This window comes from Alcanivorax sp. HI0044 (genome assembly GCF_001634945.1).
On sequence record NZ_LWEZ01001661.1, the window covers coordinates 1 to 618 of the forward strand.

The following is a 618-nucleotide window of genomic DNA, read 5'->3' on the forward strand; positions in this document are numbered from 1 at the left end:
CCGGAATACTGCTCAGCACCCCTCTGGTCGCTGGCACCACGGCAACCCGCGTGGAATTGGTCAGTGCGGCGCGAGCGATTGCCCTGGGGAAGAACCAGCGCCTGCAGATCAGCGACCATGGCCGGCAAGCCCTGTGGTATCGCCATGGCAGTACCATCAACCTGACCACCGGTGCAGCCAACGAAACCCGCATCGTGGCCGCGGCCCTGGACGGTGATAACGCCGTCTTGCTGGACCGCAGTCAGCGCCGGCTAAGCTGGTTCCGGCCCGACGGAACCCTGGCCCGCCACATCGATCTGACCGATCTGCTGGAACCTGCCGATTTTGTCCTCAATGGTGATCATGCCGTGATCGCGGATGTACATGGCCATCGTCTGATGCGACTGGATATCCGCAATGAAACCAGAACCTGGCTGGAGAGCGACCTGCCCCTGAATGGTCCCGCCTCACTGGCCAAAACCCGAGAGCGTATCACCCTGCTCACCCTCGGTGATCGACGGCTGCACCACTTCACCCTGGCGGGCCACAGCCTGGGCAGTGAGGTCAGCACACTAACCATGCCCGGCGGCCTGGCCGCGGTAAACGGCCAGCTGTTGATCATGGACCGTTGCCAGAAGC

General features: G+C 63.1%; 1 protein-coding gene. It reads left to right on the forward strand.

The annotated features are described in order from the left end of the window. Window positions 1–618 (forward strand): hypothetical protein (locus tag A3730_RS32195; RefSeq protein ID WP_197477628.1); only part of this gene is annotated, 618 nt, incomplete at both ends.